Annotated in this window: 23 protein-coding genes; 10 read left to right on the top strand and 13 right to left on the bottom strand. The window is 62.5% G+C overall.

What is annotated here, in order from left to right; translation table 11 throughout:
* Positions 1-127: 127 nt before the first annotated feature.
* Both M728_RS12200 and M728_RS12195 read right to left on the bottom strand, forming a co-directional pair.
* A complete protein-coding gene (locus M728_RS12200) occupies positions 128-3439 on the bottom strand; it encodes an efflux RND transporter permease subunit (RefSeq protein WP_026618729.1) in 3312 nt (1103 codons plus the stop codon).
* A gap of 14 nt (positions 3440-3453) precedes the next feature.
* Positions 3454-4644 (bottom strand): efflux RND transporter periplasmic adaptor subunit, encoded by a 1191-nt coding sequence (locus M728_RS12195; protein WP_026618730.1) that lies wholly within the window; start codon positions 4642-4644, stop codon positions 3454-3456.
* A gap of 180 nt (positions 4645-4824) precedes the next feature.
* On the opposite strand from M728_RS12195, the gene M728_RS12190 reads away from it, so the two are divergent.
* Positions 4825-5160 carry a hypothetical protein gene (locus M728_RS12190; protein WP_210163558.1) on the top strand — a complete coding sequence of 112 codons (336 nt, stop codon included), beginning with the start codon at positions 4825-4827 and terminating at the stop codon, positions 5158-5160.
* A 77-nt stretch (positions 5161-5237) separates the two neighbouring features.
* Here the strand turns inward: M728_RS12190 and M728_RS12185 are convergent, their stop codons facing one another.
* The 4 genes from M728_RS12185 to M728_RS12170 form a co-directional block, all read right to left on the bottom strand.
* Positions 5238-6230 carry an ABC transporter substrate-binding protein gene (locus tag M728_RS12185; RefSeq protein WP_026618732.1) on the bottom strand — a complete coding sequence of 331 codons (993 nt, stop codon included), beginning with the start codon at positions 6228-6230 and terminating at the stop codon, positions 5238-5240.
* A gap of 30 nt (positions 6231-6260) precedes the next feature.
* Entirely contained in the window at positions 6261-7130 is an 870-nt protein-coding gene (locus M728_RS12180; protein ID WP_026618733.1) for an ABC transporter permease, read from the bottom strand.
* A complete protein-coding gene (locus tag M728_RS12175; protein ID WP_026618734.1) occupies positions 7127-8011 on the bottom strand; it encodes an ABC transporter permease in 885 nt (294 codons plus the stop codon). Before M728_RS12175 ends, M728_RS12180 begins: the two co-directional genes overlap by 4 nt.
* Positions 8012-8109: 98 nt before the next feature.
* On the bottom strand, positions 8110-8901 hold the full coding sequence (locus tag M728_RS12170; protein WP_026618735.1) for an ABC transporter ATP-binding protein: 792 nt from the start codon (positions 8899-8901) through the stop codon (positions 8110-8112).
* Positions 8902-9022: 121 nt separating this feature from the next.
* On the opposite strand from M728_RS12170, the gene M728_RS12165 reads away from it, so the two are divergent.
* A complete protein-coding gene (locus tag M728_RS12165) occupies positions 9023-9433 on the top strand; it encodes a cupin domain-containing protein (RefSeq protein ID WP_026618736.1) in 411 nt (136 codons plus the stop codon).
* A 114-nt stretch (positions 9434-9547) separates the two neighbouring features.
* Here M728_RS12165 and M728_RS12160 read toward each other — a convergent pair whose 3' ends face one another.
* The 3 genes from M728_RS12160 to M728_RS12150 all read right to left on the bottom strand — a co-directional run bounded on the left by M728_RS12160 (position 9548) and on the right by M728_RS12150 (position 12875).
* Entirely contained in the window at positions 9548-10060 is a 513-nt protein-coding gene (locus M728_RS12160; protein ID WP_026618737.1) for a hypothetical protein, read from the bottom strand.
* Positions 10061-10088: 28 nt separating this feature from the next.
* The gene (gene hydA / locus M728_RS12155; RefSeq protein ID WP_026618738.1) at positions 10089-11543 is read right to left on the bottom strand and encodes a dihydropyrimidinase; all 1455 of its coding nucleotides are present in this window, start codon (positions 11541-11543) and stop codon (positions 10089-10091) included.
* An 81-nt stretch (positions 11544-11624) separates the two neighbouring features.
* Positions 11625-12875 carry a Zn-dependent hydrolase gene (locus tag M728_RS12150; RefSeq protein WP_026618739.1) on the bottom strand — a complete coding sequence of 417 codons (1251 nt, stop codon included), beginning with the start codon at positions 12873-12875 and terminating at the stop codon, positions 11625-11627.
* 255 nt (positions 12876-13130) lie between these two features.
* Between M728_RS12150 and M728_RS12145 the strand changes: the two genes are divergently transcribed.
* The gene (locus tag M728_RS12145; protein ID WP_026618740.1) at positions 13131-13772 is read left to right on the top strand and encodes a TetR family transcriptional regulator C-terminal domain-containing protein; all 642 of its coding nucleotides are present in this window, start codon (positions 13131-13133) and stop codon (positions 13770-13772) included.
* A 52-nt stretch (positions 13773-13824) separates the two neighbouring features.
* Here M728_RS12145 and M728_RS12140 read toward each other — a convergent pair whose 3' ends face one another.
* Together M728_RS12140 and M728_RS12135 are read right to left on the bottom strand one after the other, a co-directional pair.
* Complete coding sequence (locus tag M728_RS12140; protein ID WP_026618741.1) at positions 13825-15498, bottom strand: adenylate/guanylate cyclase domain-containing protein; 1674 nt, start codon at positions 15496-15498, stop codon at positions 13825-13827.
* Between the two features lie 180 nt (positions 15499-15678).
* Complete coding sequence (locus M728_RS12135) at positions 15679-16578, bottom strand: LysR family transcriptional regulator (protein ID WP_026618742.1); 900 nt, start codon at positions 16576-16578, stop codon at positions 15679-15681.
* A gap of 103 nt (positions 16579-16681) precedes the next feature.
* Here M728_RS12135 and M728_RS12130 point away from each other — a divergent pair, with 103 nt between their 5' ends.
* A complete protein-coding gene (locus M728_RS12130; RefSeq protein WP_026618743.1) occupies positions 16682-17704 on the top strand; it encodes an NAD(P)-dependent alcohol dehydrogenase in 1023 nt (340 codons plus the stop codon).
* Between the two features lie 61 nt (positions 17705-17765).
* On the opposite strand, the gene preA is transcribed toward M728_RS12130, so the two are convergent.
* Both preA and M728_RS12120 read right to left on the bottom strand, forming a co-directional pair.
* Positions 17766-19079, bottom strand: coding sequence for an NAD-dependent dihydropyrimidine dehydrogenase subunit PreA (gene preA / locus M728_RS12125; protein WP_026618089.1), 1314 nt, complete (start codon positions 19077-19079; stop codon positions 17766-17768).
* 30 nt (positions 19080-19109) lie between these two features.
* Positions 19110-20471, bottom strand: a complete 1362-nt coding sequence (locus M728_RS12120; RefSeq protein ID WP_026618744.1) for an NAD(P)-dependent oxidoreductase — start codon at positions 20469-20471, stop codon at positions 19110-19112.
* Positions 20472-20670: 199 nt separating this feature from the next.
* Here M728_RS12120 and M728_RS12115 point away from each other — a divergent pair, with 199 nt between their 5' ends.
* From M728_RS12115 to M728_RS12090, 6 genes are all read left to right on the top strand, one after another.
* Positions 20671-21624: a sugar-binding transcriptional regulator gene (locus M728_RS12115; RefSeq protein WP_026618745.1), complete on the top strand. Its 954-nt coding sequence runs from the start codon at positions 20671-20673 to the stop codon at positions 21622-21624.
* Positions 21625-21835: 211 nt separating this feature from the next.
* A complete protein-coding gene (locus tag M728_RS12110) occupies positions 21836-23146 on the top strand; it encodes a sugar ABC transporter substrate-binding protein (RefSeq protein ID WP_026618746.1) in 1311 nt (436 codons plus the stop codon).
* A gap of 187 nt (positions 23147-23333) precedes the next feature.
* Entirely contained in the window at positions 23334-24206 is an 873-nt protein-coding gene (locus M728_RS12105) for a carbohydrate ABC transporter permease (RefSeq protein ID WP_026618747.1), read from the top strand.
* 5 nt (positions 24207-24211) lie between these two features.
* The gene (locus tag M728_RS12100; protein ID WP_026618748.1) at positions 24212-25042 is read left to right on the top strand and encodes a carbohydrate ABC transporter permease; all 831 of its coding nucleotides are present in this window, start codon (positions 24212-24214) and stop codon (positions 25040-25042) included.
* A gap of 30 nt (positions 25043-25072) precedes the next feature.
* Entirely contained in the window at positions 25073-26074 is a 1002-nt protein-coding gene (locus M728_RS12095) for an ABC transporter ATP-binding protein (protein ID WP_026618749.1), read from the top strand.
* Positions 26071-26844 carry an L-iditol 2-dehydrogenase gene (locus M728_RS12090; protein WP_026618750.1) on the top strand — a complete coding sequence of 258 codons (774 nt, stop codon included), beginning with the start codon at positions 26071-26073 and terminating at the stop codon, positions 26842-26844. The genes M728_RS12095 and M728_RS12090 overlap by 4 nt, the downstream gene beginning before the upstream one ends.
* Positions 26845-26863 lie beyond the last annotated feature (19 nt).

Genomic DNA, 26863 nt, shown 5'->3' with positions numbered 1-26863 from the left:
GCGAGCGTTTCCGTGAAGGGCGCTCCATCAAAGCGCAAAGTACGAATGCGCCGAGATATAACGGCGTGTGCCCAGGTATGACATTGGGGGCAGGTGCCGTCTCAGCGGCATTCCCGTTCCTGAGGTCCTATTCCGCAGCCAAGGCCGGATGGCTGATGACCTTGCGGTCGGACTTGCCGTGTCGCTCGCTCTCCAGCGCCCTGACGCGCTCCTCCAGGCTCTCGATCGTGTCGCCCTGCTCGGCGGCGAGCTTGCTGAGAGCCTCGGGACCGAGCGGGAGGTCTTCTTCTTCCTTCTTGCCGATGAAGCGGCCGAAGGTCCAGGCGAGAAGCCGTGAGAGGTCGTCCATGATCAGGAAGAAGGAGGGGACGACGACAAGGCTCAGGACCGTCGAGACGATGATACCGCCGATGACGGCGATCGCCATCGGCGCGCGGAAGGAGCCGCCTTCGCCGACGCCGAGCGCCGAGGGCAGCATGCCCGCCGACATGGCGATCGAGGTCATGACGATCGGGCGGGCGCGCTTGCGGCCCGCCTCGATCATCGCCAGCGTCCGGTCCATGCCGTGATGCATCATCTCGATGCCGAAGTCGACGAGCAGGATGGCGTTCTTGGTGACGATGCCCATCAGCATCAGAATGCCGATCAGAACGGGCATCGAGAGCGCGTTCTGCGTCAGGATAAGCGCTGCCGCCACGCCGCCGATGGCGAGTGGCAACGAGAACAGGATGGTGAAGGGCTGGATCACGTCCTTGAACAGGAGAATGAGCACCACCAGCACCATCATCAGGCCCAACAGCATGGCGTTGCCGAAGCTCTGCTGCATCTCCGCCTGAACCTCGGCGTCGCCGCTTTCGAGGAACTCGATGGTTCCAGGCAGCTCGGCCGCGGCGGCGATCTCCTTGAAGCGGGCCGATGCCGTGTCGAGTGCTACGCCCACAGGCAGGTCGGCGCCGAGCTTGACAACGCGATAGCGGTCGTAACGCTTGATGGAACTCGGTCCTTCCGCATAGTTGATGTCGGCGACGCTCGAGAGCGGAACCGTAGCGCCGGATGCCGCCTGAACCTTGAGGTTGCGGATCGCCGCTAAATCCGTACGGAAATCGCGGTTGAGTTGGACCCGGATCGGGATCAAGCGCCCGTCGAGCGCAATCTTCGTCAGTTGAGCGTCGATATCGCCGATGGTGGCGACGCGGATGACCTCGGAGATCTGCGCCGTCGTGATACCGAGGCGGGACATCTGGTCGTCGCGCGGGCGGATCTGCAATTCCGGCCGTGGCAGGGCACCGTCGGGGCTGACATTGGCGAGGAGCGGGTCTTTGCGCAGCTTTGCTTCGAGAATAGCCACGCCTTGGTCCAGATCCGCCTCGTTGTTGGAAAGCAGGTTGAACGACAAGTCGCGCTCACCGCGGTCGTTGAGCTTGGTGACGCGAACGTCCGGGATCGACCGAAGCTCCGCAAGGATTTCCTTTTCGATCTGCGACTGCGGCTTGATACGGCCGGCCGGCGGCAGCTTCGGCAGGTACTCACCGATCAGCGGCGTGCGGCCGATCACATCGTTGACCACCTTGTTGACGAGCGAATGGTCGAGCTTCTCGAGAAGTACGGTGACGGCGGCGCGCCGCAGTTCGAGATCGCCTTTCGGCGAGGCGCCGCCAAGCACGAAGATGTTTTCGACGCCGTCGATGTCCTTGATGCGGTTGTAGATCTCCGTGGTGGTACGATCCGTGTCGGCGAGCATCGCATCCGGCGGCAGTTCGATCGACAGGCTGACGCGCGAATTGTCCTCAGGCGGCAGGAAGCTACCCGGCACGAAGAGGATAAGTGCGATCACAGAGCCGACCGAGAGCACGATGGCGGCGAGCAGCGTCGAATAGCGGGTGTACCAGCGTTTCGTCGTGAAGCGAACGACGCGCGTGTATTGGCGCATCATGAAGCCGTCATCATCATGATGCCCGCCGACGTCCGTCGGCTTCATCAGATACGCCGCCATCACCGGCGTGATCAGGCGGGCGACCAGGAGCGAGAAAAAGACGGAGACGGCGACGGTCAGGCCGAACTGGATGAAATATTGCCCCGGTATGCCCGGCATGAAGGAGACCGGCACGAAGACGGCGATGATGGTGAAGGTGGTGGCGATGACGGCGAGGCCGATCTCGTCCGCCGCCTCGATCGCCGCCTTGTAGGGCGACTTGCCCATGCGGATGTGCCGTTCGATGTTCTCGATCTCGACGATCGCGTCATCGACAAGGATACCGGTCGCGAGCGTCATCGCCAGGAAGCTGACGAGGTTCAACGAAAAGCCGAGGAGCTCCATGACCCAGAACGTCGGGATAGCTGAGAGCGGCAGGGCGACGGCCGAGATCAGGGTGGCGCGCCAGTTGCGCAGGAACAGCATCACGACCACGACCGCAAGCAGCGCGCCCTCGATCAGCGTGTGAATTGCCGCTTCGTAATTGCCGTAGGTGAAATAGACCGAATCGTCGACCATCTCGATGGTGACGTCCGGATGCTTCGCGCGGATCTCGTCGAGCGTTTTGGCAACGGTTTCGGCGACGGTGACTTCGCTTGCCCCCTTGGCACGGAAGACGGCGAAGGTCACGCCCGGCTCGCCGTTGAAACGCGAGAACGATTTCGGCTCTTCGTAGGTGTCTATCACCGTGCCGAGTTCCGACAGGCGGACGAAACGACCGTTCGGCAGCGAGATCATCGTCTCGGCAAGGGTGGAGACGTCGCGGGTGTCGCCGAGCGTGCGGATCGCCTGCTCGCTGCCGCCGACCTGTCCGCGGCCGGAGCCGAGGTCCATGTTCATCCGGCGAAGCTGCCCGTTCACGTCGGCGGCGGTAATGCCGTAGGAGTTCAGCCGATCTTCGTCGAGCTCGATGCGAACCTCGCGGTCTGAGCCGCCATAGCGGTCGACGCGGCCGATGCCGGTCTGGCCCTGGATCGCCCGCTTGATCGTGTCGTCGACGAACCAGGAGAGCTCCTCCAGCGTCATGCCGGGGGAGGAGACGGAAAATGTCTGGATCGCCTGGCCTTCGACGTCGACCTTGGAAACGATAGGCTCTTCGATCGAGGTCGGCAGGTCGCTGCGGATGCGGTCGATCGCGTCCTTGACATCCTGCACGGCCTGCGTCGTCGGCACTTCCATGCGGAAGATAACGGCGGTCGTTGAACTGCCGTCGGTGATCGTGGATTCGATATGATCGACGCCGGAGACGCCGGCGACCGCGTCCTCGATCTCCTTGGTGACCTGGGTCTCGAGTTCGGCGGGGGCCGCACCGCTCTGCGTGACGCTGATCTGTACAATCGGCACGTCGATGTTCGGGAAGCGGGTGATCGGCAGCGAATTGAACGACTGCCATCCCAGCACGACGAGCACGAAGAACGCCAGGATCGGCGCGACGGGATTGCGGATAGACCAGGCGGAGAAATTCATGGTCACGATTCCCGTCAGTTGGTTGCCGGCTCGGCGGATTTGACCGGGTTGATGCGGTCGCCATCGCGGACATAGGCGCCGGCCTTCGCCACCGCCTGCTCACCGGGCCTGAGGCCGGACAGGATTTCTACGAATTGCCCGTCCTGGATGCCGGTCTCGACGGGTACAAGGTGCACGACGCCGTCTTCCACCTTGCGGACGATGGACTTCCCGTCTTCCGAGGTAACAGCCGTTTGCGGCAAGACCACCGTCTGCTTCTCCTCTACCGTTATCACGGTGCTCGCATACATGCCGGCGCGCGCCGTCACCGTGTCGGCGAGGCTGATGTGGACTTTGCCGAGGCGGGTCTGCGGGTCGACGGTCGGCGCGATCAGCCGGATCTTGCCTTCTATGATCGTATCGCTGCCGGCGAGCTTGACGGTCGCGGGCTGTCCGACCGCAAGCTTGACGATGTCGGCCTCGGTGACGTCGGCTTTCATTTCCACCTCGCCGTCGCGGATGATCGCAAAGAGCGGCTCGCCGTTGCCGCTGGCGATCGCGCCGATCTTGGCGTTCTTGGCCGAAATCACTCCGCTCACCGGCGCCTTGACGGCGGTGCGTGCAAGACGCAGGTCGATGTCGTCGATCTGCGCCTGCACCACCTTGATATCCGCGGTCGCGACGCTCACCGATTGCTCGGCCGAACGCAGGCGTGCGCGCGAGGCGGCGGCGAGTGCCTTGAGGCGGTCGGCTTCGGCAGTGGAGACGGTGCCGTTTTCCGATAGCCGCACGGCACGATCGGCGACACGCTGTGCCTCCTCGGAATTTGCCTCGGCTTCGCCGAGTTGGGCACGGAATTGCGCAAGCGCTGCTTCCGTCTTGGCGAGATTGGCTTCGAGCTGGCTCTTCTGCAACAGCAGCGCGTCGTCGTTAAGAACGACGAGCGTGCTTCCCTCTTCGACGCGATCGCCGATGTCGACATTGAGCGACCGGATGGAAAGACCGTCCACCAGCGGCGATACATAGGTCTCCTCGACGGCCTCGATCGAACCGGTGGCAACTACGCGATCGGTGATCGTCCGCTCCGCCGCCTCTGTCACCACGATGGAGGGTAGTGTCTGTTTTTGCTGTTGGGGTTCGACGGCTTCGTCCGCCGAGGCGCCGGAAAGGACAGACAGGATCATCGCTGCGCAAGCGCCGAGGACAGGCAGGAGCTTCTGAGCCATAGGCTTGTTTTCCCGAAACTGAAGCAAATCATAACCGATCGCCGCCTATCGAGGCAGGGGCCGGCCGCAATCACGCTATCTCACTCGTGTTCCGTACAACGTCTCCAGCGCTTGGCCGCGGGAGGCATTCACGGTCTACAACCTCAAATCTCTGCCCGGCACAGCGGTTTCAGACCGAAGATGCCGGGCGGGAAGAAAATTCCCAAAAAGGCAATGCTGACGAAATATGGATTCCTCCATATGCTTGCCCTCCAGTCAAACGTTCCGGCCTATGTAATCGCCGGAGCAAATGCTTACAAGGGCGGCGAAGCGATGGTGCCTCATTATTTCTATTCTGCTGCCTTTCGTAGCGCAATAGCGATGCAACCTAAAGGCAGTCTTAACAACTCAAGCGGGTCGAGGAAAAAGATCGGGTTAATGCCGCCCGCGGACGGCCTTAAATCGCTGAAATCATTCGCCTTTATGTCATTGCGGTCGGTGTGGTGCGCGTTTGCCGCGTTGGCTGCGACCTTTTGACCGTGGAGCGGGCGGCCCGCCTCCAAAGAGAGGAGCGCGCGACGAGGGCCGCGCGCTCCGAGTTTCGTCCGCATGGGCTACTTCAGTGCGGCGTCCGTGATCTCATGCGTCCAGGCGCCTTCCGGCTCCTTGGAGATGACCGGGTCGGAACCGCCGGCAAGCAGCGACTGGACCGTGCGCTTGTAGTCCGCCTCGTCGAGCGCGCCGTTGGAACCGGCGGTGAGCTTGGCGATCTCGCCCATCATCCGCTTCTGATGTTTTTCCGTCTGGGCGCCGGTCGAGTCGTTCTCGAGCACGATGTCCGCCGCCTCGTCCGGGTTCTCCTCGGCATATTTCCAGCCCTTCATCGAGGCGCGAACGAACTTCACCATCTTTTCCTTGAAGGCGGCGTCCTTGAGTTTGTCTTCGAGAACATAGAGGCCGTCTTCGAGGGTGGCGACGCCTTGGTCCTCATATTTGAAGGTGACCAAATCCTCCGGCTTGATGCCGGCATCGATGACCTGCCAGTATTCATTGTAGGTCATCGTGGAAATGCAAGCCGCCTGCTTCTGGATCAGCGGGTCGACGTTGAAGCCCTGCTTCAAAACGGTCACGCCGTTCGGGCCGCCGTCGGTTGGGATCTTCAGTTGTGCCATCCAGGAGAGGAAAGGATATTCATTGCCGAAGAACCAGACGCCGAGCGTCTTGCCTTTGAAGTCTTCCGGGGTCTTCACGCCGGATTCCTTGAGACAGGTCAGCATCATGCCGGATCTCTTGAAGGGCTGGGCGATGTTGACGAGCGGCACGCCTTTTTCGCGCGTGGCGAGCGCGGAGGGCATCCAGTCGACGATGACGTCGGCGCCGCCGCCGGCAATCACCTGCGGCGGAGCGATATCGGGACCGCCCGGCTTGATTTCGACGTCGAGGTCCTCTTCCTCGTAGAAGCCTTTGTCCTTGGCGACGTAATAGCCGGCAAACTGGGCCTGGGTTACCCATTTCAGTTGCAGCGTGACCTTGTCGGCGGCATTGGCATGGAAAGCGGCAAGCGAGAAGACGCCCGCTGCCAGCAGAGATGCAATTTTCTTCTTCATGTCAGTTCCCTCTTATCATTTGCTTTGTTGTCAGGCCCGGCCACCGCGGACGGACGGATGCCAGAACGTGACGGCCCGCTCGATGAGCGCGACCACCCCGTAAAAGGCGGAGCCAGCCACCGCCGCCACGGCGATTTCGGCCCAGACCATGTCGACGTTCATGCGCCCCACTTCCGTGGAGATCCGGAAGCCCATGCCGACAATGGGCGTACCGAAAAACTCGGCCACGATGGCACCGATCAGTGCCAGCGTTGAGTTAATCTTGAGTGCGTTGAAAATGAAAGGCCAGGCGGCCGGCAGGCGCAGTTTGACGAGCGTCTGCCACCAGGTGGCGGCATAGGTGCGCATCAGGTCGCGCTCCATGTGACTTGCGGCGGCAAGGCCCGAAACCGTGTTCACCAGCATCGGGAAGAATGTCATGATGACGACGACCGCGACCTTCGACTGCCAGTCGAAGCCGAACCACATGACCATGATCGGTGCGACGCCGATGACGGGGAGGGCGGAGACGAAATTGCCGAGCGGCAGCAGCCCCTTCTGCAGGAAGGGCGAACGGTCGATGAGGATCGCCACAAGGAAACCGAGGCCGCAGCCGAGCACGTAGCCGGTCAGCACGGATTTCAGGAAGGTCTGCCGGAAATCGGCAGCAAGCGTCGGCAGCGAATTGACGAGCCGCTGCCAGATCATCGACGGCGCGGGCAGCAGCACCGAGGGAATGCCGAAGCCCCGGACGATGCCCTCCCACAGGACCAGGATCGTCACGCCGAAGAGGAGCGGCACGGCAAAGCGGGCGGCGTTGCTCATCGTGCGGTTCGTAAAATGCTGGCGGACCAGCCATTCGTTGAGGGCCCAGGCGATCAGCCAGAAAAGGATGGCCCCGGCGAGAATGGGGAGATTCATGGCTTGGCTCCCATGCGCTTCAGGACGGCGCTATGCGCTGCACCGACGATCATGACCAGCACAGCGGCGAGCGCCGCCGCCATGAACAGGGCCGCCCAGATCTGCACGGTCTGCCCGTAATAGGAGCCTGCGAGCAGGCGCGCGCCGAGCCCGGCGACCGCACCGGTCGGCAGTTCGCCGACGATCGCGCCCACGAGCGAGATGGCGACGGCGACTTTGAGTGAGGTGAAGAGATAGGGCATGGAGGAGGGCCAGCGCAGTTTCCAGAAGGTCTGGGCCGACGAGGCGTTGTAGGTGTGCATCAGGTCGAGCTGGATCGTTTCCGGGCTGCGCAGCCCCTTGACCATGCCGACCACCACCGGGAAGAACGACAGATAGGTGGAAATCAACGCCTTGGGCAGCAGCCCGGCAATGCCGATCGCGTTCAGGACGACGATGATCATCGGCGCAATGGCGAGAATCGGGATCGTCTGGCTGGCTATCACCCACGGCATGAGCGAGCGGTCCATCGCGCGGTTGTGGACGATGCCGATGGCAAGCAGGATGCCGAGCGCTGCGCCGATACCGAAGCCGAGCAGGGTGGCCGAAAGCGTGATCCAGGCGTGATAGACGAGGCTGCGCTTCGACGTGATCGCCTTGTTGACGGTTGTGTCCCAGATTTCGGCAATGACCTGGTGCGGGGCGGGCAGCACGGGCCGTTCCTGCGCCATCGTGTTGCGGACAAGATCGGAGAACGCGATCTCGGTTCCGGCACGCGCTGCCGTATCGCGCTCGAAAGGGGCGTTCAGGAAGACGGCGGCGATGTACCAGATGGCGATCAGCAGGAGGACGACGGTGCTGATAGGGAGGAGTTTGTCTCGGATGAAACTCGGCTTATGCATCATGGCCGCCTCCTCCGGTCGCAAGCGGTGCGTTGTTCGAGGCGCATGGCCGCCTTGTGGAGAGGGGTCGCGGAGGAGGTGTCAGTCCCACTCGACAGCTACTCATCATAACTATGTCCCGCCCTCAAACCCTCGCGCACGCGGTGCGCAATCTCCAGGAACTCCGGCGTCTCGCGGATGCCGAGCGGCCGTTCCTTCGGCAGCGTCGATTCGATGATATCCGTCACGCGCCCGGGGCGCGGGCTCATGACGACGATCTTTGTCGAGAGATAGACGGCCTCCGGGATGGAGTGGGTGACGAAGCAGATCGTCCTGTCGGTGCGGGCCCAGAGCTTCAGAAGCTGCTCGTTCAAGTGGTCGCGGACGATCTCGTCGAGAGCGCCGAAGGGCTCGTCCATCAGAAGAAGATCGGCGTCGAAAGCGAGAGCGCGGGCGATCGACGCGCGCTGCTGCATGCCGCCGGAGAGCTGCCACGGATATTTCTTGCCGAAGCCCGAGAGGTTGACGAGCTCCAGCGTGCGCTCGATGCGCGCTTTCTGCTCTTGCCTGGAATGGCCCATGATTTCGAGCGGCAGCGCGATGTTCTTCTCGATCGTGCGCCAAGGATAAAGGGCGGGCGCCTGGAAGACATAGCCATAGGCGCGCCGCCGGCGGGCTTCCTCCGGGGTCATGCCGTTGACGGCGATCGTGCCGGCGGTGGGTTTTTCAAGATCGGCGATGACGCGAAGGAACGTGGTCTTGCCGCAGCCGGACGGGCCGATAAAGGAGACGAAATCGCCCTTCGCCACATCGAGGTTCACGCCGGTAAGTGCGTTGACCGGCCCGTCGCTGGTCTCAAACGTCAGGCCGAGATTCCGGGCCGTGACCACGGAGGCGGGATTGGATGTCATCAGTGGATTCTCATCATGGCTTGTCTGTGTCAGACTGCTATCCGCACCCGCAACATGCAATCGGGGATTTGCCGCTGACGACTTCTGTTGCTGGTTTTTCAGCGAATTCTGGAGAACACTCATGGCTCGATCACCCAATCCTGGCTGTCGCGTGGTTCGCCCCGGCGATGCCTATGCCGGCAAGCAGGGACTCGACTATTTCGAAGGCATTGCCGCGGAGACGGTAGGCTCCACCGGCATATGCATGCATCTCCTGACGATGCCGCCCGGTGCGCGCGCCAAGGCGCACCTCCACGAGAGCCACGAGACGGCCATTTACGTTCTTTCCGGCGAGGCGCACACCTGGTTCGGCGAGCGGCTCGAAGAGCATGTCATCGTCAAGACCGGCGAGATGTTCTACATCCCTGCCGGCGTGCCGCACCTGCCGGCAAACCTCTCCGACAGTCCCTGCACGGCGGTGATCGCCCGGACAGATCCGAACGAGCAGGAGAGCGTCGTGCTGCTTCCCGAACTGGATGGGCTGGTGTCCTGAGGCGGAGATTGCCGCTATTTGCCGCAAGTCCTCCATCTCCGCCTTTGCGGAGGTAAAATCAATCGAGTTGGCAGAGGCGGGCGGCAATGACTGAGTTGACAGCACTTGAACCATCTATGAACGCTCTCCGTTTGCCTTCGCCGGGTCTCCTGAGCTTCCAGTCTTCCGTGCGAGATAAAAGGCGGCTCCACCTGCCGCGCCACTGATCGCGCAGGCCACGAAAAATAATTGATCCTGCCGTCCGAATGGCTGGCCATAGAGGCCGATATCCTCCGGTGGCTCAGGGGCATTTTCGACAAGAGAGGCCACATATGCCGCCAGACAAATGAACGCGAATGTCAGCGTGACGCACACGACACCAGCAAGGCAATGGTCGCTCAGATTTCGTCGGCCAAACCGCTCCATGAGCCGGTAAAGTCCGAAACTTACCGGAGCGAAGACAGCGAATGCGACCAGAGATGCGAAGAACGGCAACAGAATGCCGGCCGGAATGAGAACCAGGAAAGAGACACCGGAAATCGACTGAGGCTCGGCGAATATTAACATCACGAAGGCCGTGTAGGTGCCCCCGAGGACGGCCGCCGCGTGTAGCCGTGGAAACCAGTTCTCCCGCTCATGAGCATACATCGCTAGCAGCCTATCCCGGTCACCTAGATCACACCCCGGTCGCCGGGATGCCGGTACGTTGCACCGCCCGCGGCGCCGTCACTTCCTTCCAGGTCGTAAGTGCGGTGCTGACCGCCGGGAACGGGTCGCGCCGGACGAATTCGCCATGGCCCTCCTGCGTCTTGACCGTCGCTTCCTCGATCGCAACGACGCCGCGCGTCAGCGTGAAGCGCGGTAGGCCGGTGACGGTCTTGCCCTCGAAGACGTTGTAGTCGATCGCCGATTGCTGGGTGTTCGCCGAGATCGTCTTCGAGCGTTTCGGGTCCCAGACGACGAGGTCGGCGTCGCTACCCACGAGGATCGCGCCCTTTTTCGGATAGATGTTGAGGATCTTGGCGATGTTGGTGGAGGTCACCGCCACGAATTCGTTCATGGTGATGCGGCCGGTCGCGACGCCGTAGGTCCAGAGCATAGGCATGCGGTCTTCAAGCCCGCCGGTACCGTTCGGGATCTTGGTGAAATCGCCGACACCGAAGCGCTTCTGCGCCGTCGTGAAGGCGCAATGGTCGGTCGCGACCACCTGCAGCGAGCCGGAGGCAAGCCCCGCCCAAAGGCTGTCCTGGTGCAGCTTGTTGCGGAAGGGCGGCGACATCACCCGCCGGGCGGCGTGGTCCCAGTCCTTGTTGAAATACTCGCTTTCGTCCAGCGTCAAGTGCTGGATCAAGGGCTCGCCGAAGACGCGCATGCCCTTGGCGCGGGCACGCCGGATCGCCTCGTGCGCCTGTTCGCACGAGGTGTGGACGATATAGACGGGACAGCCGGCCATGTCGGCGATCATGATAGCGCGGTTGGTGGCCTCGCCTTCGACTTCCGCCGGGCGCGAATAGGCGTGCGCCTCGGGGCCGTTGTTGCCTTCCGCAAGCAGCTTCGCCTGGAGTTGCGCCACCACGTCGCCGTTTTCGGCATGGACCAGAGGCAGGGCGCCAAGTGCAGCGCAGCGCTGGAACGAGGAGAACATCTCGTCATCGTCCACCATCAGCGCGCCCTTATAGGCCATGAAGTGCTTGAAGGTGTTGATGCCCTTGTCCTTGACGATGGTCTCCATCTCGTTGAAGACCTGCTCGCCCCACCAGGTGATCGCCATGTGGAAGGAATAATCGCAATTGGCGCGCGTCGACTTGTTGTCCCACATGGTGAGCGCTTCGAGCAGCGACTGACCGGGCGAGGGCAGCGCGAAATCGACGACCATGGTCGTGCCGCCGGCAAGGGCCGCGCGCGTGCCGCTTTCGAAATCGTCGGAGGAATAGGTGCCCATGAAGGGCATTTCGAGATGCGTGTGCGGATCGATGCCGCCTGGCATGACATAGCAGCCGGTCGCGTCCAGCGTCTCTGTGCCGGAGAGGTTAGGCCCGATCTCGATGATCTTGCCGTCTTCGACCTTGACATCGGCCTTGTAGGTCAGGTCGGCGGTAACGATGGTTCCACCCTTGATGACGGTGCTCATTGTTCTTCCCTCGCAATGGTGCTTCGGCGGATCGGGTGCCGCCAGGAAAAAGGGCGGAACATTCGTCCCGCCCGCAAAATCTCACTCGACGACTTCCGCCGTTTCGAGCACGGCGTGGAAGAGGACGTCTGCGCCCGCGGCGGCCCATTCCTTGGAGATGTCCTCCGCCTCGTTGTGGCTCAACCCGTCGACGCAGGGACACATGATCATCGTGGTCGGCGCGACCTTTGCCGCCCAGCAGGCGTCGTGGCCGGCACCGGAGATGAGGTCCATGTGGCTGTAGCCAAGTTTCTCGGCGGCGCCGCGGACGGTCGAGACCAGTTTCGGATCGAAGGTGACAGGATCGAAGTGACCGACTGCCTCGATCGAACAGCCGACGCCGAGCGCCTCGGCGATCTTCGGCGCCTCAGCCTCGATGCGCGCGCGCATGCCGTCGAGCTTTGCCCGGTCGGGCGAGCGAATGTCGACCGTGAAAACGACCTTGCCCGGCAGCACGTTACGGGAATTCGGCGAGAAGAACATCTGGCCGACGCCGCCGACGGCCCCCGGCTGGTTTTCGATCGCGACGGTCTGCACCATCTCAAGGATGCGAGCCATGGCAAGGCCGGCATTGACGCGCATGTTCATCGGCGTCGAGCCCGTATGCGCCTCCTTGCCAGTCAGAGTGAATTCCAGCCACCAGAGGCCCTGACAGTGTGTGACGACGCCGATCTGCTTGTTCTCGGCCTCGAGGATCGGCCCCTGTTCGATGTGGTACTCGAAATAGGCGTGCATCTTGCGGGCGCCGACTTCCTCGTCGCCCACCCAGCCGATGCGCTTCAGTTCATCGCCAAATGCCTTTCCTTCCGGGTCCTTGCGGGCATAGGCATATTCCAGCGTGTGGACGCCGGCGAAAACGCCGGAAGCAAGCATCGCCGGCGCAAAGCGTGCGCCTTCCTCGTTGGTCCAGTTGGTCACCACGATCGGGTGTTTTGTCTTCATGCCGAGGTCGTTCATCGTGCGCACGACCTCAAGACCGCTCAAGACGCCGAGCACACCGTCGAACTTGCCGCCGGTAGGCTGCGTATCGAGGTGGGAGCCGATATGGACGGGGAGAGCATCGGGGTCGGTTCCGGGACGGGTCATGAACATGGTTCCCATCTTGTCGACACCCATCGAGAGCCCGGCCTTTTCGCACCAGGACTGGAAAAGCCGGCGGCCTTCGCCGTCCGCGTCCGTGAGCGTCTGGCGGTTATTGCCGCCGGCGACGCCGGGGCCGATCTTCGCCATATCCATTAAGGAATCCCACAGGCGGTCAGCATTGACGCGCCTATTCTCGCCAGGTGCTGCCATGGCGCTCTCCTCTTTTGGCGGCCGATCCCCCCCGGGGATAGCCCTCACGTTCCCGTTGGCCAAATCGGGGCCTTGTTTGTTGCCCTTCGATCAGCCGTTGCCTTTGTCGGTAATCTGGCTGATAATTTGACCGGTTGGTAAACATTACAACTTCCGTGGCGGCACTCAAGCCGGAAAAACAAAAAACGGAGCTGTTGCCCAAAAATATGGCGCGTCCGAAATTTGGGCATCGGGGCGGGCATCGTAGGGGGCGAGATGGTACTTCCAAGAGCGGCCAGAACGCAAAGGCGCACACGCATCCAGGAGGAAAAAGAGGAGCGGATACTCGAAGCGGCGCTTGAAGTCTTTTCAGCCAACGGTTTTCGCGGCTCGACCATCGACCAGATCGCCGAGGTAGCCGGCATGTCGAAGCCCAACCTGCTCTACTATTTCCGCACCAAGGAAGCGATGCACCGGGCGCTGATCGACCGCGTGCTCGATACCTGGCTCGATCCGCTCCGCGAGCTCGATGCCGAGGGTAACCCGGTGGCGGAAATCCGCAGCTATATTCGCCGCAAGCTCGAGATGGCGCGCGAGTTCCCGCGCGAAAGCCGGTTGTTCGCCAACGAGATTCTGCAGGGTGCTCCCCACATCGAGGACGAGCTCAAAGGGCCGCTGAAGCAACTGGTCGACGAGAAGGCCGAAGTCATTCGCGCCTGGGCCAAGGCCGGCAAGATCGCCAAGTGCGATCCCTACCACCTGATCTTCGCGATCTGGTCGACGACCCAGCACTATGCCGACTTTGACGTGCAGGTGCGCGCCGTGCTGGGTCAGGAAAACGCCGGTGACGGACGTTTCGAAGACGCCGCGCGCTTCCTGGAACGGCTGTTCGTGGATGGTCTGCAGGTGCGGGAATAGCTGGGCGCGCACAGCGCGAGTGGGAAAGCTAGGCTTCGTTCCCTTTCAGCGACTAACCTTGCGCCGGCAGCAACTCGGAAATCTCCGAAGCATTATCGACGATACAGGTCTCAAGGCGCGCTTGGCGGCCGCGCAGGCCGATATCAAGCCGTCCGTGGCCCTGAAGGTCGAAGCCTGCGTGCCGTACCAGCTCGACGGAAACGGCAAGCTCGGCGTCATGTTCCTTTGCCAGGCCCTCCAGCCGGCTCGCGGTATTGATCGTATCGCCGACGGCGGTCAGCGACGTCGCCTGGCCATAGCCCATCTCGCCGATGATCGCCGGGCCGGCATGCAGGCCGATGGCGAGCCTCAGCGGTTGGTTGAGTTCGCCTTCGAAAGTCTGGTTTAGCGCTCGGATGCCTTGGGACAGTCGGGCGGCGGCATTCAGCGCCTGGCGGCAGGCTTGCGGGAGAGGAGTTTTCAGCCCGAAGATCGCAAGCGCCCCGTCGCCGATGAACTTGTCTATCACGCCGCCGGAGCTTTCGACGGCTTCGCCGACCATTTCGAAATAGCGGTTGAGCAGGAAGACCGTGTCATAGGGCAGCCTGTGCTCGGCGATGCGAGTGAAATCGCGCAGGTCGCAGAAGAGCACCGCGACCCGCCGCTCCCGGCCGCCGCCGTTCTGCCGGGCGAGCTGCGTCTTGATGCCGAGACTGTCGGTATCAAGGATGGGAACCACGCTGACGTCGTGCACGGGCCGGAACTGGCAGGCGAGGCGCACATTGTCGGGAGCGCCGATGCGGGCGAGCGTTGCGCGTTCTGCTGCTTCGGGCACTGGCTGGCCTTCGAGGCCCTGGATTATCCGCACGCGGCACGTCGAACAGCGGCCGCGGCCGCCGCAAACGGAAACATGCGATATGCCGGCGGCGCGGCTCGCCTCGAGCACGCTGAAGCCGAGGCTGACGGCAGCGACGCGCCCGTCGGGATAACGAATGCGGATACGACCGCGCGACGGCAAGTCGCGAAGCGCCAGGGTTCCGCCGATCAGTCCTGCAAAGCCGCCATAAAAGGCGAGGCGGATATTTTCGAGGAGAGCCGGGTCGGCGCGCAGTTGCAGGCTTGCATAGGCCTTGTCGCCATAACCTCCATGTTCGGAATATTCGCGCCCGAGCGAGCGTGCGCCACTTACGAACCCGAGCAACGCGAAGATCGGGACGAGCAAAGCGATCGTATAGAGCAGTGTCTCATAACGCGGAAACCAGTCTCGCCCCCGCATCCAGAACCAGGCGCCGAGGCACACATGGCTCCACACGAAGAGAAGAGCGATCGTCTGGCGCGTCGTATTGGCGGAGCTCGACCAGAGCGCCCGCAGAATGGTCGGATAATCGCCGCCGATGCCGGTCAGGAGCGGCTCCACTCGGGTGGCGACCACATGGGGTATCAGCAGAAAGGGCAGGCTCAGGCCGAAGATGATCTTCAAGGCTTCGCCGACCGGCATCCTCAGCGTCTGGCGGCGATAGAGGCTGTCGAGCGCCATCAGGAAGTGCGTGAGCAAGGCGCCATAAAGCACGACGGTTCCGGGCAAGCTTTGCCAGACAAGCGTGAACACATGCCGGCCCGCTTCCATGGCTCCGATGGAAACGAGGCCGAGCGAATGATTGAGAAAATGGCAGAGCACGAACACTCCGAGTACGCCGCCGGAGATCAAGTGTATCTGTTTGCGTCTGCTGGTGGAAAGAATTGTCAAACGGGCTGCCCGGGTCTGCCGGCCGAGGCCCGGCCGGTTTGATTTGCTTCCTTATTAACCAGATCGCCAGTGCCGACAACTTACGTTTCGGACACAGACTGTTTCGCTTTTATGATCGCTCCCAGAACTCCCCTCAATTTCAGGGAATATGCAGTGGCGTGAACGAGTTAAGACGCTTTTCTACTCCATGATGCGCGGCAAGCCCGCGGCGAGCTTATCGATCACCACACGCAATTTCGGCAACATGTGCTGTGTTCGCGGCCAAACAGCATACGCCTTGAAGATAATGCCCGGCTGATCGGTGAGCACGCGCACGAGTTCGCCACGCTGCACCCGCTCGCGCACCAGCCAGCAGGGCAGCCAGGCGAGACCGAGGCCCTCCGCGGCGGCATCGGCGATTGCTGCGAGGTCGTCGAGTCTGAGTCGCGTTCTCGGCAGGATGGTCTCGCTCGCTCTGTCTTCGGCGGGAAAGGACCAGGGCCGCGGCTCACTGCCGCGCGCATAGACCACGCCGTCATGGGCAGCTAGATCCGAGACGGTGTTGGGTGTGCCATGCGCCTCGAGGTAGGCGGGGGAGGCGCAGACGGTCATGCGCTGTTCCGCGACCGTGCGGGTCATGAGGTTGCTGTCATTGCCGACCGAGCCGTTGCGGATGGCGAGATCGAAGCCCTCGTCGAGCAGGTCGATGACGCGGTCGTTGAAGGAAAGATCGAGCTCCAGCCGAGGATGCGCGCGCAGGAGGTCACGAAGCAACGGAGCTACGCATTGGCGACCGAAGAGAACCGGCATCGAGATGCGCAGACGGCCGCGAATTTCCCGCCTGCCGGATTCGAGGAGATCTTCTGCCGTCTTGATCTCGCCGAGTGCCCGCTGGCAGCTCTCGTAGAAGAGCTGACCTTCTTCGGTGAGGCTCTGCGCCCGTGTGGTGCGATGGAAGAGGCGTACGCCGAGCCTTTGCTCGAGCCGCGCGATCGTCTTGCCTACGGCGGAGCGCGAGAGATGCAGGCGCTCGGCGGCGGCTGAGAATCCTCCCACTTCCGCCACTTCCACGAACACGGAAATGCCGTTCAGTCGCTCCATCGATTGCATCCCGTCAGGAAACAATAAGGGGAAATCTTATCGCAACTGGCGACCCTTGTTCAACAGTATGCTCGTCCAATAACGATTGATGAAAGGAACGAGCATGTCGAAATGGATGCAGCAATGGAGCACAGAGACGGTCGGTCCGCATGATCTCAAAATCACCGAGCGCCCGATGCCCCAAATCGGAGATCATGAAGTCCTTGTGCGAACGCTGGCAGTGTCGCTCAACTATCGCGACAAGCTGGTGCTCGAAACCGGCATGGGTCTCGACCTGACGTTTCCTTTCGTGCCGGCCTCGGACATGAGCGGTGTCGTCGAGGCCGTCGGCAAGAGCGTGACGCGTTTCCGGCCGGGCGACCGCGTAATCTCGACCTTTGCGCCCGGCTGGCTCGACGGCCTGCGTCCGGGCAACGGCAGAACGCCATCCTATGCGACCCTCGGCGGCGTGCATCCGGGCGTCATGTCGGAATACGTCGCCTTCCCGGAAGGCTGGTTCGTCGCGGCGCCGAAAAGCCTCGATGCCGCGGAGGCGAGCACTTTGCCATGCGCGGGGCTGACGGCCTGGTTCGCCCTCATAGAGAAGGGGCAGTTGAGACCCGGTGACCGCGTGGTGGTGCAGGGGACGGGCGGCGTCGCGCTCTTCGGCCTGCAGATCGCCAAGGCGACCGGTGCCGAGGTCATCGTCACTTCGGGCAGCCCGGAAAAGCTCGAACGCGCGCTTGCGCTTGGTGCCGATCATGGCGTCAACCGGTTGACGGAGGACTGGGTGGAGCGCGTCTATGCACTGACCGGCGATCATGGCGCCGACCACATTCTGGAGATCGCAGGCGGCGCGGGACTAGGTCAGTCGCTGAAGGCGGTTGCGCCGGACGGGCGCATCTCGGTGATCGGGGTGCTCGAAGGTTTCGAAGTTTCCGGTCCGGTCGCTCCACTGCTTTTGAAGTCGCCGGTGGTCCAAGGTATCAGCGTTGGTCACCGGAGAGCGCTTGAAGATCTGGTCGGTGCCGTCGATCGTATCGGGCTGAAGCCGGTGATCGACAAACGGTACAAGTTCACGGAGTTCCGGGAGGCTTTCGCGCATCTCGATCGCGGTCCCTTCGGCAAGCTGGTGATCGAGTTCTGACCATATTAATGCAGAAGGCCGCCGATGTTCTTCGGCGGCCTCACTGTCTCGTCGACCTTCCTTACTCGGCGGCCTGGCGGGCCATCGGGTTGTTCGGATGGGTCGTCCAGTTGGCGTAGTTCGGATCGACCGGCTTGCCGGTGCGCTTGTCGAGTGCGCCGGCGGGCAGCGGCTCCATGGTGATGCAGTTCTCGACCGGACAAACGTTTACGCAGAGATTGCAGCCGACGCATTCCTCCTCGATCACCTCGAAATGGCGAACGCCATTGACGAATTGCGTTATCGCCTGGTGAGAGGTGTCCTCGCAGGCGATGTGGCAGCGGCCGCATTTGATGCAGGCGTCCTGATCGATCTTCGCCTTGCTGACGTAGTTGAGGTTGAGGTACTGCCAATCGGTGACGTTCGGCACTGCGCGACCGCAAATATCGTCGAGCGTCCTGTGGCCTTTGGCGTCCATCCAGTCCGAGAGACCGGTGATCATTTCCTGGACGATCTTGAAGCCGTAGGTCATCGCCGCCGTGCAGACCTGCACGTTGCCGGCGCCGAGCGCCAGGAATTCGGCCGCGTCCCGCCAGGTGGTGATGCCGCCGATGCCGGAGATCGGCAGGCCATAGGTTTCCGGATCGCGGGCGATCTCGGCAACCATGTTGAGCGCGATCGGTTTCACCGCCGGGCCGCAATAGCCGCCGTGGCTGCCGCGACCGTCGATCGAAGGCTCCGGCGAGAAGGTGTCGAGGTTGACCGCAGTAATCGAGTTGATCGTATTGATCAGCGACACGGCGTCGGTGCCGCCGGCCTTGGCGGCGCGGGCGGGCTTGCGGATATCGGTGATGTTCGGCGTCAGCTTGGTGATCACCGGCATGCGCGTGTACTGCTTGCACCAGCGCACCACCATTTCGATATATTCCGGCACCTGCCCGACCGCAGAGCCCATGCCACGCTCGGACATGCCGTGCGGACAGCCGAAGTTGAGCTCGATGCCGTCGGCTCCGGTTTCCTCAACGAGCGGCAGGATCGCCTTCCACGCGTTCTCCTCGCAAGGCACCATGATCGAGGCGATCAGCGCGCGATCCGGCCAGTTCATCTTCACCTGCTTCATCTCGCGCAGGTTCACATAGAGATCGCGGTCGGTGATGAGTTCGATATTGTTCAGGCCCAGCAGACGCCGGTCGGCGCCCCAGATCGCGCCGTAGCGTGGGCCGTTGACGTTGACGACCGGCGGCCCTTCCTCGCCGAGCGTCTTCCAGACGACGCCGCCCCAGCCCGCCTTGAAGGCGCGCTCGACGTTATAGGCTTTGTCCGTCGGCGGCGCCGAGGCGAGCCAGAACGGGTTCGGGGATTTGATGCCGACAAAATTGTTGCGGAGATCAGCCATTGTTTCGTCCTCTCGATCCTGTTCCGCTTCTTACGCGACGGCGCTCGCCAGCGGCTGTGCCATGGCGAAAGCCCGGTTGATCGATTCGGCAGCATCGCGGCCCATGGCGACGGCGGAAACGGTGAGGTCCTCGCCGCCAAGCACGCAGTCGCCGCCGGCCCAAACCTTGGCGAGGGAGGTGCGGCCCTCTGCATCGGTGACGATGCGTCCACCCTCCATCCGCATGGCACTGAGCCCGGAGGCTTCGAAGGTCTGGCCTATGGCCTTGAAGATCTGGTCGGCGGCAATGATACCGGTTTCCCCGGTCGCCGTCAGCCTGCCGTCGATGAGCGTGGTGTATTCGAGTTCGATGCCGGCCACCTTGCCGTCCTTCACGGCAATGCGCTTCGGCTGCAGCCAGTGGCGGATGGTGACGCCCTTCGATGCCGCAAGGTCCTGCTCGAATTCGGAGGCGTTCATGTGCTCCTTGCCACGGCGATAGCAGATCGTCACTTCCTCCGCGCCGAGCAGCTTCGCCTGGACGGCGGCGTCGATCGCGGTCATGCCGCCGCCGAGCACCACCACGCGGCGCCCGACCGGAATGTCGGCCTTGGTTTTCGACTGGCGAAGTGCGGCGATGAAATCGACCGCGTCCTCGACCCCTTCGGCATTCTCGCCTTCGATCCGCAGCGCATTGACGCCGGCAAGGCCGAGGCCGAGGAAGACGGCATCATATTGCTCGGTCAGATCGGCGAGCGAGACGTCGCGGCCGAGTGCCTGACCGTGGCGCACCTCGATACCGCCGATCGAAAGCACATAGTCGACTTCCTTCTGCGCGAAATCCTCCACGGTCTTGTAGGCGGCGATGCCGTATTCGTTGAGGCCGCCGGATTTTTCACGCGCGTCGTAGATCACCACGTCGTGGCCTTTGACGGCGAGGCGATGGGCGCAGGCAAGCCCCGCGGGGCCGGCGCCAACGACGGCAATCTTGTGGCCGGATCGGGCGGCGCGCGTGTAGAACTGCTTATTCTCCTTGATCGCGATGTCGGTCGCGTAACGCTGCAGCCGGCCGATCTCGACCGGCCGCTCCTCCGCCGTGTTGCGCACGCAGGCCTGTTCGCAGAGCGTCTCGGTGGGACAGACGCGGGCGCATATGCCGCCCAGGATGTTCTGGTCGAAGATTGTTTTCGCCGAGCCGATGGGATTGCCGGTTGCAATCTGGCGGATGAACAGCGGGATGTCGATGGAGGTGGGACAGGCCGTCATGCAGGGCGCGTCATGACAGAAATAGCAGCGGTCCGCAGCGACCAGCGCCTCGTGCTTGTCGAGCGGCGGATGAAGGTCGGAGAAATTGGCTTCGTACTCGGCAAGCGGCAACCGCCCGCCGAGAATCCCAGATTGCGTCGTTCCCATTTTTTGGCTCCCAATGTTTTCTCAGGATCAGGAAACGGTAACACGCTTTATTTTTTTATCAAACGGTAAAATTTCTTTCGCATCCAGCGTAAATGCCGGGAAAAACGGTTCTTGCCGCATGCATCGCCGCTCGATCGCACCTCTCGTTTGACAGCGCACGGCAAATAGTGGCAGCAAATCAAAGGGAAGGAGGCGATCTATGGCACGCAAGGCGGAAAGCAACAACAGGCTGGACGATGCTGCCCGCGCTGGCTGGCTCTATTATGTTGCCGGCCGGACGCAGGACGAGATTGCGTCGATCATGGGGATTTCGCGGCAATCGGCGCAGCGCCTCGTGTCTCTGGCCATGGCCGAGCGGCTGATCAAGGTGCGCCTCGACCATCCGATTGCCGCGTGTCTGGAGACGGCGGCGCGGCTAAAGGACAAGTACGAGTTGTCCTACATCGATGTCGTGCCGAGCGATCCGGGATCGGCCTCGGCGACAGTCGGCATAGCGGAGGCCGGTGCGGCAGAAATCGAGCGCTGGCTGAAATCGCCCGATCCGGTCGTCCTGGCGATCGGCACGGGGCGGACGCTGAAGGCGACCATCGACCAGCTACCGGTCATGGACTGCCCGCAGCACCGCATCGTCTCGCTTACCGGCAATATCCGGCTCGATGGTTCGGCTGCCTATTACAATGTCATCTTCAGCATGGCCGACACGATCAACGCGCGCCATTTTCCGATGCCCTTGCCGGTTCTCGTCTCCTCGGCCGAGGAGCGGGAAGTGCTCCACAATCAAAGCCTGGTGAAAATCGCGCTCGAACTCGGGGCGCAGGCCAATGCCGCCTTCGTCGGCGTCGGCGAGCTCGGGCCGGACGCGCCGCTCTGCGAGGATGGCTTCCTCGCCCGGGAGGAAATGGCCCGCCTGATGGCGGCGGGTGCGGCCGGCGAGATCTGCGGCTGGATGTTCGGCCACGACGGTACGCTGCTCGCCGGCAGCATCAATGAGCGCGTCGCCTCTGTACCGCTGCCGTCCCGCGAGCGGGCGTCGGTCATCGGCATCGCCAAGGGCAGCCGCAAATACGAGGCCCTGCGCGCCGCCTTGAAGGGCCGGATCATCAATGGTCTCATCACCGACGAAACCACGGCCGAGTACCTCCTGAGCGTCTGAATTGCGGCGTGCCGACCCGGACGAGCGCCGCGTCCCGCATGATCGCCGCCTTTGGCGACCTTTTCCTAAGCAAAAAATCGCGAGTGAAAACCACGGGTTAGCGCATCCGCTGCGTTGCAGCAACGATTGCGGATTGACATTTTTCGGCAACGAGTGAGTAATTGCTCACGAGCAAAGCAAATGCTCACTCTTTTCTTCTGGGAGGAAGTCGATGAATTTGAGAACTTTCCTGCTGGGCACGTGCTCGGCAGTCGCTCTAGCAGGTCTGGCCCAAGCAGAAACCCTGATCATCGCGACCGTGAACAACGCCGACATGATCCGCATGCAGAAGCTGACGGACGATTTCACATCAAAAAATCCGGACATTCAGCTCGAATGGGTGACGCTCGAGGAAAACGTGCTGCGTCAGCGCGTGACGACGGACATCGCGACCAAGGGCGGGCAGTACGACATCATGACGATCGGCACCTATGAAGTGCCGATCTGGGCGAAGCAGGGCTGGCTCCTGCCGCTCGACAAGCTCGGCCCGGAGTACGACGTCGACGACCTTCTGCCGGCGATCCGCAGCGGCCTCACCATCGACGGCAAGCTTTATGCGGCGCCGTTCTATGGCGAGAGCTCGATGGTCATGTACCGCAAGGACCTGTTCGAGAAGGCAGGGCTCACCATGCCGGACGCGCCGACCTGGGATTTCGTTGCGGAGGCAGCCCGCAAGATCACCGACAAGGACAATGAAATCTATGGCATCTGCCTGCGTGGCAAGGCCGGCTGGGGCGAGAACATGGCCTTCCTGACGGCGACGGCGAACGCGTTCGGCGCGCGCTGGTTCGACGAGAACTGGAAGCCGCAATTCGACCAGCCCGAGTGGAAGAACACGCTCGACTTCTACGTGAAGCTGATGAACGACGCCGGCCCGCCCGGCGCTTCGTCCAACGGCTTCAACGAAAACCTGTCGCTGTTCCAGACGGGCAAGTGCGGCATGTGGATCGATGCGACGGTGGCCGCTTCTTTCGTGACCAACCCGAAGGAATCGACGGTTGCCGACAAGGTCGGCTTCGCGCTTGCGCCCGACACCGGCCTCGGCAAGCGCGGCAACTGGCTCTGGGCCTGGACTCTCGCAATCCCCGCGGGTTCCCAGAAGGCGGATGCGGCGCAAAAGTTCATCGCCTGGGCCACCGGCAAGGACTATCTGAAGCTCGTGGCCGAGAAGGAAGGCTGGGCGAACGTGCCTCCCGGCACCCGCACCTCGCTCTATGAGAACCCGGAGTACCAGAAGGCGGCACCGTTCGCGAAGATGACGCTGGACTCGATCAATGCCGCCGATCCGAAGAACCCGGCAGTGAAGCCGGTGCCCTATGTCGGCGTGCAGTTCGTGGCGATTCCCGAGTTTCAGGGTCTCGGCACGGCGGTCGGCCAGGTGTTCTCGGCGGCACTCGCCGGTCAGATGAGCGTCGACCAGGCACTTGCCAGTGCACAGCAGCTCACGACCCGTGAGATGACCAAGGCCGGCTACATCAAATGAGGCTCCCAAGGGCTGGAGTGCCGGCCGGCAACGGCCGGTGCTCCGGCAACCTCGGAGCGGGACGAGGCAAGGGGGACATCACCTTCCGCCCCCGTCCCGCTCTGCTTTTTCGGATGCTTCACGCGTCCGGCAGGCGCCAGGCGCTTGCCTTTCCTTGGAACAGCGTTGACATCACACGGGGGACGCCATGGCGACCTTGCATACCCGCTCCGCCGCACGGCTGATGATCGCACCGTCGGTGCTTCTGCTCCTGGCCTGGATGATCGTGCCGCTGGCGCTGACGATCTACTTCTCTCTCCTGCGCTATAACTTGCTGATGCCGGGAATGGAGGAGTTCGCGGGTCTTTCGAACTATACCTATTTCCTCACCGACCCGGCCTTCTTCCAGGCCATCTTCAACACGCTCGCGATCGTCCTCGGGGTGCTCTTCATCACTGTAGCGGGCGGCATCGGTCTGGCGCTTCTGCTCGACCAGCAGATGTTCGGGCAGGGGATCGTGCGCATCCTCGTCATCGCGCCTTTCCTGATCATGCCGACCGTTGCGGCGCTCGTCTGGAAGAACATGTTCATGAATCCCGTGAACGGGCTCTTCGCCTGGCTCGCCAAGCTCGTGGGGCTGCAGCCCTTCGACTTTCTCGCCAACGCGCCGCTCCTCTCGATCATTCTCATCGTCGCCTGGCAATGGCTGCCTTTCGCGACGCTCATCCTGCTGACGGCGTTGCAGTCGCTCGACGAGGAGCAGAAGGAGGCCGCTCAGATGGACGGCGCCGGTCCCTGGAGCCGCTTCATCTATCTCATCCTGCCGCACCTTTCGCGCGCGATCACCGTGGTCATCCTGATCCAGACGATCTTCCTGCTTTCGGTCTTCGCGGAAATCCTCGTCACCACGAATGGCGGTCCGGGCACGCAGAGCACGAACCTGACGTTCCTCGTCTATGCCCAGGCTCTCCTGCAGTTCGACGTGGGCGGCGCCTCGGCCGGCGGCATCATCGCGGTCATCCTCGCCAATATCGTCGCATTCTTCCTGATGCGCATGATCGGCAAGACTCTGGAGGCCTGATACCGATGGCACGTAACGTCTCGACAGGGCGCAAGCTCATCACCACGGTCGTCGCCTGGACGATCGCCATCCTGATATTCTTTCCGATCCTCTGGACCTTCCTGACGAGCTTCAAGACGGAAGCCCAGGCGATCGCCTCGCCGCCGGTCTTCCTGTTCTTCGACTGGACGACGGAGAACTATTCCGAAGTGCAGAGCCGCTCCGACTACTTGAAGCACTTCATGAACTCGGTGGTCGTTTCCTTCGGCTCGACGCTGCTTGGGCTGCTGATCGCCATTCCCTCGGCGTGGGCCATGGCCTTTGCGCCGACCAAGCGCACCAAGGACGTCTTGATGTGGATGCTCTCCACCAAGATGATGCCGCCGGTCGGCGTGCTGGTGCCGATGTATCTGATGTTCCGCAATTGGGGCCTGCTCGACACGCGGACGGGGCTCGTGATCGTGCTAACGCTGATCAACCTGCCGATCATCATCTGGATGCTCTACACCTATTTCAAGGAGATCCCCGGTGAGATCCTCGAAGCGGCGCGCATGGATGGTGCTTCGCTTGCCAAGGAGATCATCTATGTGCTGACGCCGATGGCGATCCCCGGCATCGCCTCGACGCTGCTCCTGAACATCATCCTCGCGTGGAACGAGGCGTTCTGGACCTTGAACCTCAGCGCCGCGAAGGCTGCGCCGCTGACGGCCTTCATCGCCTCCTATTCGAGCCCGGAGGGCCTCTTCTACGCGAAGCTGTCGGCGGCCTCGACGATGGCCATCGCCCCCATCCTCATTCTCGGCTGGTTCTCGCAGAAGCAGCTCGTACGCGGCCTCACTTTCGGTGCGGTCAAATAAGGGCGGCGCGGCTCAAATAAGGATACGACCATGGGAAGCATCACACTCAAGAACGTATCGAAGGTCTTCGGCGCCCACGCCGTCATCCCGTCGATCGACCTCGATATCACCGACGGCGAGTTCGTCGTCTTCGTCGGCCCGTCCGGCTGCGGCAAGTCCACGCTTCTACGGCTGATTGCCGGGCTGGAGGACGTCAGCGACGGCGAGATCATCATCGACGGCCGGAATGCCACAGAGCTGCCGCCGGCAAAGCGCGGTCTTTCGATGGTGTTCCAGTCCTACGCGCTCTATCCGCATATGAGCGTGCGCTCGAACATCGCCTTTCCCTTGAAGATGGCGGGCGAGGACAAGGCGACGGTCGACAAGAAGGTAGAGGACGCGGCCCGCGTGCTGAACCTTACCGACTATCTCGACCGCAAACCACGCCAATTGTCGGGCGGCCAGCGCCAGCGCGTGGCGATCGGCCGGGCGATCGTACGTCAGCCGGAAGCCTTCCTGTTCGACGAGCCGCTCTCGAACCTCGACGCAGCGCTGCGCGTAAACATGCGGCTCGAGATCAGCCAGCTTCACCAGCAGTTGAAGACGACGATGATCTACGTCACCCACGACCAGGTGGAGGCCATGACCATGGCCGACAAGATCGTCGTCCTGAACCGCGGCCGTATCGAGCAGGTTGGCTCGCCGCTTGAGCTCTATCGCAGGCCCGACAACCTCTTCGTTGCAGGCTTCATCGGCTCGCCGAAGATGAACTTCATTTCGGGCGCGCAAGCGGCAAACCATCAAGCTCACACGATCGGCATTCGTCCGGAGCACCTAGTGCTTTCGAAAGACCATGGCACATGGCAGGGCACGGTAGGCGTGGCAGAGCATCTCGGCTCCGATACGTTCCTGCACGTGAATGCCGACGGCATCGGCACACTGACGGCGCGCGTCAGCGGCGACTTCGCCGTTACCCATGGCGATCGGGTCTTCCTCACGCCGGACCCGCAGCGTCTGCACCGGTTTGATGAAAAGGGAATGGCAATTCGATGAAACGTCTTGAAGGAAAGAACGCGCTGATCACCGGATCGGCGCGGGGTATCGGCCGCGCCTTTGCGGAAGCCTATGTGCGCGAAGGCGCCACGGTCGCGATAGCCGACATCAACATCGAGCGTGCGAAACAGACGGCCGCGGAAATCGGAGCTGCGGCCTACGCGGTCGAGCTGGACGTGACCCGGCAGGAGTCGATCGATGCGGCGATCGCCGCTGTCACTCAGCGCGCCGGCGGGCTCGACATCCTCGTCAACAATGCGGCGCTCTTCGATCTCGCGCCGATCGTCGAGATCACCCGCGAGAGTTTCGAGAGACTGTTCTCGATCAATGTCGCCGGCACGCTGTTCACATTGCAGGCGGCAGCGAAGCAGATGATCGCGCAAGGGCGGGGCGGCAAGATCATCAACATGGCAAGCCAAGCGGGCCGGCGGGGTGAGGCCCTGGTCGCCGTTTACTGCGCCACCAAGGCGGCGGTCATCAGCCTCACCCAGTCGGCCGGGCTCGACCTCATCAAGCACCGCATCAACGTGAACGCGATCGCTCCCGGCGTTGTCGAGGGTGAGCACTGGGAAGGCGTCGATGCGCTCTTCGCAAAGTATGAAAACCGACCGCTCGGCGAAAAGAAGCGGCTCGTGGGCGAGGCCGTTCCCTATGGCCGTATGGGCACTGCCGCGGATTTGACCGGCATGGCGATCTTCCTCGCCTCGTCGGAAAGCGACTACGTCGTGGCGCAGACCTATAACGTCGACGGCGGCCAATGGATGAGCTGAGATACGTCGAAAGACGTTC

This window comes from Ensifer sp. WSM1721 (assembly GCF_000513895.2).
Lineage (GTDB): Bacteria > Pseudomonadota > Alphaproteobacteria > Rhizobiales > Rhizobiaceae > Sinorhizobium.
The sequence above is the reverse complement of the archived record's forward strand: the minus strand, read 5'-3'. Positions and strand labels throughout refer to the sequence as shown.